5 protein-coding genes are annotated in these 5105 nt (G+C 63.8%); all 5 read left to right on the top strand.

The window, feature by feature from the left end:
* Positions 1 to 1493 (top strand): sodium-translocating pyrophosphatase (locus QZY48_RS28235; RefSeq protein WP_295436974.1); only part of this gene is annotated, 1493 nt, incomplete at its 5' end.
* Positions 1494 to 1639: 146 nt separating this feature from the next.
* On the top strand, positions 1640 to 2188 hold the full coding sequence (gene ppa, locus QZY48_RS28230) for an inorganic diphosphatase (RefSeq protein ID WP_295436973.1): 549 nt from the start codon (positions 1640 to 1642) through the stop codon (positions 2186 to 2188).
* Positions 2189 to 2517: 329 nt separating this feature from the next.
* On the top strand, positions 2518 to 3006 hold the full coding sequence (gene moaC / locus QZY48_RS28225) for a cyclic pyranopterin monophosphate synthase MoaC (RefSeq protein ID WP_295436972.1): 489 nt from the start codon (positions 2518 to 2520) through the stop codon (positions 3004 to 3006).
* Positions 3003 to 3641 carry a ribosome biogenesis GTP-binding protein YihA/YsxC gene (gene yihA / locus QZY48_RS28220; protein ID WP_295436971.1) on the top strand — a complete coding sequence of 213 codons (639 nt, stop codon included), beginning with the start codon at positions 3003 to 3005 and terminating at the stop codon, positions 3639 to 3641. The genes moaC and yihA overlap by 4 nt, the downstream gene beginning before the upstream one ends.
* Positions 3642 to 3691: 50 nt before the next feature.
* Positions 3692 to 4669 (top strand): Rpn family recombination-promoting nuclease/putative transposase, encoded by a 978-nt coding sequence (locus QZY48_RS28215; protein WP_295436970.1) that lies wholly within the window; start codon positions 3692 to 3694, stop codon positions 4667 to 4669.
* The last annotated feature ends 436 nt before the right edge of the window (positions 4670 to 5105 follow it).

The raw sequence follows: 5105 nt of genomic DNA, 5'->3' as shown, positions 1-5105 counted from the left end.
TGGGCGGCGGCATCTTCACCAAGGGCGCCGACGTCGGCGCCGACCTGGTGGGCAAGGTCGAGGCCGGCATCCCCGAGGATGACCCACGCAACCCGGCCGTCATCGCCGACAACGTGGGCGACAACGTGGGCGACTGCGCCGGTATGGCCGCTGACCTGTTCGAGACCTATGCGGTGACCACGGTCGCCACGATGCTGCTCGGCTGGCTCCTGATCCAGGACACCAGCGCCGTCATCTTCCCGCTGGTCCTGGGCGGCGTGTCCATCATCGCCTCGGTCGTCGGCACCTTCTTCGTCAAGGCGAAGGAAGGCGAGAAGATCATGAACGCGCTCTATCGGGGCCTGATCGTGGCCGGCGGCATCGCCGCGGTGGCCTTCCTGCCGCTGACCATGCTGCTCAACCCGGTCGGCACCGGCGAGTATGCGGCGGCCTACAGCAACTTCGGCCTGTACCTGGCCGCCCTGGTGGGCCTGGCCCTGACCGGACTGCTGGTGGTCATCACCGAGTACTACACCGCCACCGAGTACGCCCCGGTGCGTCACATCGCCGCCGCCTCCCAGACCGGTCATGCCACCAACATCATCGCCGGCCTCGGCGTCTCCATGAAGGCGACCGCCGCCCCGGTGCTGGTCATCTGCCTGGCGATCCTGACCTCCTTCTGGCTCGCCGGACTCTACGGCATCGCCATCGCCGCCACCGCCATGCTCTCCATGACCGGCATCATCGTCGCACTCGACGCCTATGGCCCGATCACCGACAACGCCGGCGGCATCGCCGAGATGGCCAAGATGGACGAGAAGATTCGCGCCATCACCGACCCGCTGGACGCGGTGGGCAACACCACCAAGGCCGTCACCAAGGGCTACGCCATCGGCTCCGCCGGCCTTGCCGCCCTGGTCCTGTTCGCCGACTACACCTATGCGCTGGGCGGCAAGACGGAGTTCAGTCTGAATGACCCCATGGTCATCATCGGGCTCTTCATCGGCGGTATGGTGCCCTATCTGTTCGGCGCCATGGCGATGGAGGCGGTCGGTCGCGCGGCCGGCGGTATCGTCAACGAGGTCCGTCGTCAGTTCCGCGAGATGCCCGGGATCATGGCCGGCACCCAGAAGCCGGACTACTCCCGCGCCGTGGACATGCTGACCAAGGACGCCATCCGCGAGATGCTGATCCCGTCCCTGCTGCCGGTGGGCTTGCCCATCCTGGTCGGCCTGATCTTAGGGCCGGTGGCCCTGGGCGGCATGTTGATCGGTACCATCGTCACCGGTCTCTTCGTGGCCATTTCCATGACCGCCGGCGGCGGTGCCTGGGACAATGCCAAGAAGTATATCGAAGACGGTAACTTCGGCGGCAAGGGCTCCGAGACCCACAAGGCGGCGGTTACCGGCGACACCGTCGGCGACCCCTACAAGGACACCGCCGGCCCGGCCGTGAACCCGCTGATCAAGATCATCAACATCGTGGCGCTCTTGATCGTGCCGTTGCTGGTCTGATGAGCCCCGGCGGCCGCCGTGACCCCCGCGTCAGTGGGATTTGCGGCGGTCTCCTGGATTAGAATCGGCGCTTGATGCGCCGGGAGGGGACCCGCACGGGTCCCTTCCCTTTTTCGGCATCTTTACAACCAATCCGAGGTCCAGTCATGGATTTATCGAAGGTATCTCGCGGCGCCAACGTGCCGAACGAGATCAACGTCATCATCGAGATCCCGTCCCACGCGGAGCCCGTCAAGTACGAAATGGACAAGGAGACCGGGGCCATGTTCGTGGACCGCTTCATGTCCACCGCCATGCACTACCCCTGCAACTACGGCTATGTCCCCCACACCCTGTCACTCGACGGTGATCCGGTGGACGTGCTGGTCCTGGCCCCCTATCCCCTGATCCCGGGCTCGGTCATCCAGTGTCGCCCGGTCGGGGTGCTCACCATGACGGATGAGTCGGGCGACGACGCCAAGATCCTGGCCCTGCCCATCGACAAGCTCTACAAGGGCTATCAGACCGTCGCGAGTTTCCGCGATCTGCCGGTTCACCTGCTCGACCAGATCGCCCACTTTTTTGAACACTACAAAGACTTGGACCAGGGCAAGTGGGTGCGGGTCGGCGGCTGGAAGGGCGTCGATGAGGCCAAGGAGGAGATCATGGCGAGCGTGAAGATGTTTGAGGACGCACCGGAGAAGCCGGCGTTCTAGGGGAGTAATCAGGGGATAGGAGTTCGGAGTTAGGAGTTAGGAGTTAGGAGTTAGGAGTTAGGAGTTAGGAGTTAGGAGTTAGGAGTTAGGAGTTAGGAGTTAGGAGTTAGGAGTTAGGGGATAGGAGTTAGGGGATAGGTGGGTGTTTAGCTCGTCCTCTACTCCAGCAACCATCTACTAACCCCGAACCCCGAACTCCGAACCCCGAACTCCGAACTCCGAACTCCGAACCCCGAACTCCGAACCCCGAACCCCGAACCCCGAACCCCGAACTCCGAACCCCGAACCCCGAACTCCGAACCCCGAACCCCGAACCCCGAACTCCTACCATGACCCTGACCCACTTCAACGCCGCCGGCGAGGCCCAAATGGTCGATGTGGGCGACAAGGCCGCGACGCGCCGCGTGGCGGTCGCCGCGGGCCTGATCCGGATGGACCCCAAGACCCTGGCCCTGATCGCGCAGGGCGGGCACCGCAAGGGCGACGTGCTCGGCGTCGCCCGCATCGCCGGTATCATGGGCGCCAAGCGGACCGCCGACCTGGTACCGCTGTGCCACCCGCTCGCACTCACCCGGGTAGCGATCGAGTTGGACGCGTGCGCCGCGGACTGCGCCGTCCACTGCCGGGCCACCGTCGAGACCACCGGTCAGACCGGGGTCGAGATGGAGGCCCTGTGCGCCGTCCAGGTCAGCCTGCTGACGGTCTATGACATGTGCAAAGCCGTGGACCGCGGCATGACCATCGAGTGCGTGCGCCTGCTGGAGAAGACCGGCGGCAAGTCCGGACACTGGTCGCGCACTACTGGAGCCACCGCATGAACCCCCTCTACCAGGGCGCGCGCTTCCTCACCGCCGCCTCCCGCATCGAACAGGCGCCCGACGATCAAGGCCGCGAGGTCGCCTTCGCCGGCCGTTCCAACGCCGGCAAGTCCAGCGCCATCAATACCATCTGCCACCAGCGGGGACTGGCGCGCACCAGCAAGACCCCGGGCCGGACCCAGTTGTTGATCTTTTTCAACCTGGATGACGAGCGCCGCCTGGTGGACCTGCCGGGCTATGGCTATGCCCGCGTCTCCGAGGCGATCAAGCTCGAATGGCAGGCCCACATGGCGACCTACCTGGAGCGTCGCCAGTCACTCGCCGGTCTGGTCATCGTGATGGACTGCCGCCACCCGCTGGCCGACTATGACCGGCAGATGCTCGCCTGGGGGCGCCGCGCCAATCTGCCGTGCCTGCTGCTCCTCACCAAGGCCGACAAGCTCAAGCGCGGCGCCCTGCTCGCCACCACGCGGGCGGTGGAACAGGAGGCCGTGCGACTGGCCGGGAAGCAGACCGGGAAAGATGCCTGCCCGGTCGAGGTGCTGAGCTTTTCCGCCTTGGAACAGGTCGGCGTGGAGCCGGTGCAGGCTTGGCTTGATGGGCGGCTTGGGGTCATTCATCCAGACGCGACTTGAACGGGGGGAAGTTTCCGCCGCCGCGCCTCCATCCATACGTGCTTTGACCGATGTCTGAACTCGTCAATCCCCACGACAAACTGTTCCGTGCTTTGCTCGACGACCCCATTCGGGCCGAGACGCTGATCCGCGAGTATCTGCCGCCCGCGCTCCGGGACCGCCTCGCGGATGCGCCCCCGGAACTGGTTGACGGGACCTTTGTCGATGCCCGGTTACGCGGCTCCCAGAGCGACCGGTTGTTTCAGGTCCGCCTCAAGTCCGGCAAGCCGCTGTTGCTCTACGTCCTGCTGGAGCACAAGAGTACCCCGGACCCCGGGACTCCAATCCAGCTACTCGGCTACTCCGCCCGGATCTGGGAGCGTTACGGCGAAGGCCGGACCGAGAAACTGCGGGCCCTGCCGCCGATCATTCCCTTAGTCTTCTACCATGGCAGCGCGGCCTGGCAGGTGCCCGCCTCCGTGATCGACTGTCTCGACACCGATCCGGAGGTCTTGGACCTGGTACGGGATTTTCGCTATGTACTGTATGATCTCAAGCCCATCGCCTACGAGCGCCTCTCGGCCGAACGCGCCTTGCGGGCCGGGTTGGCGGCCCTGAAATTCGCCTTTGAGCGGGGCCTACCCCTCGCGGACATGGTGCGGATGCTGGAAGATCTACCCGACGGCGGGATGTTCGAGAAGCAATTCTTCGAGTATGTTGTGGCCGTCTATGACATGCCGGTGCAGACCTTGCTCGACGCGGTCGCACTCGCCAAACCCGAACGGGAGGAGATACTTGTGACCACGATTGCACAACAATGGGTGAACCAGGGTGAAATGCGCGGCAGGGCCCAAGGGATCAAAGAAGGCGAAGCCCAAGGCCAACGTAAGGCCATCCTGCTGGCCCTGGAGACGCGGTTCGGGGATTTGGACATCAAGGTGCGTGCCCACGTCGCAAAAATACCGGACGCCGATCTCGATGTCTTGCTCCGGCGGGTGCTGACGGCATCGACCCTGGAGGGCGTGTTCGACGATAGCCAATGGCATTGACCGCCAGCAAGCCCATCAATGTCGGTCGGCGAGACCCGGACGAATCCCTGAAAAGTGGCGGGCGACTGCGCTTTCTGGCCTCCTATTTCCGCCCCCTCTGATGCAGAGTTAGTATTATAGGCGGCATGGACGAATATCTTGATCTAGACCGCCGATTCAGTCTCCGGACAACGTACACGGCCGACCAGCTTCTTGCATCTGATGTTTTGGGTAAGCGACTAACCTGGAACAACGTGCTGGCGGGGAACTTCTCAGTCATCGTGGGCCGGGCCAACTTTGGCAAGACCATGGAGATTAAGGAGATTTCTGAGTAAAAGTTTCCCGCTTTTTGGGATAGAATATTGGCACTGGCAGATTTCCTCCGCGGCGCAGGAAAGCGACAACAATAGGCACTTGGGAGGCTGCGATTCAGCGGGTTGCAGGATTCGCCACCCGC

The sequence above is a fragment of the uncultured Thiodictyon sp. genome, assembly GCF_903828115.1.
Lineage (GTDB): Bacteria > Pseudomonadota > Gammaproteobacteria > Chromatiales > Chromatiaceae > Thiodictyon.
The sequence above is the reverse complement of the archived record's forward strand: the minus strand, read 5'-3'. Positions and strand labels throughout refer to the sequence as shown.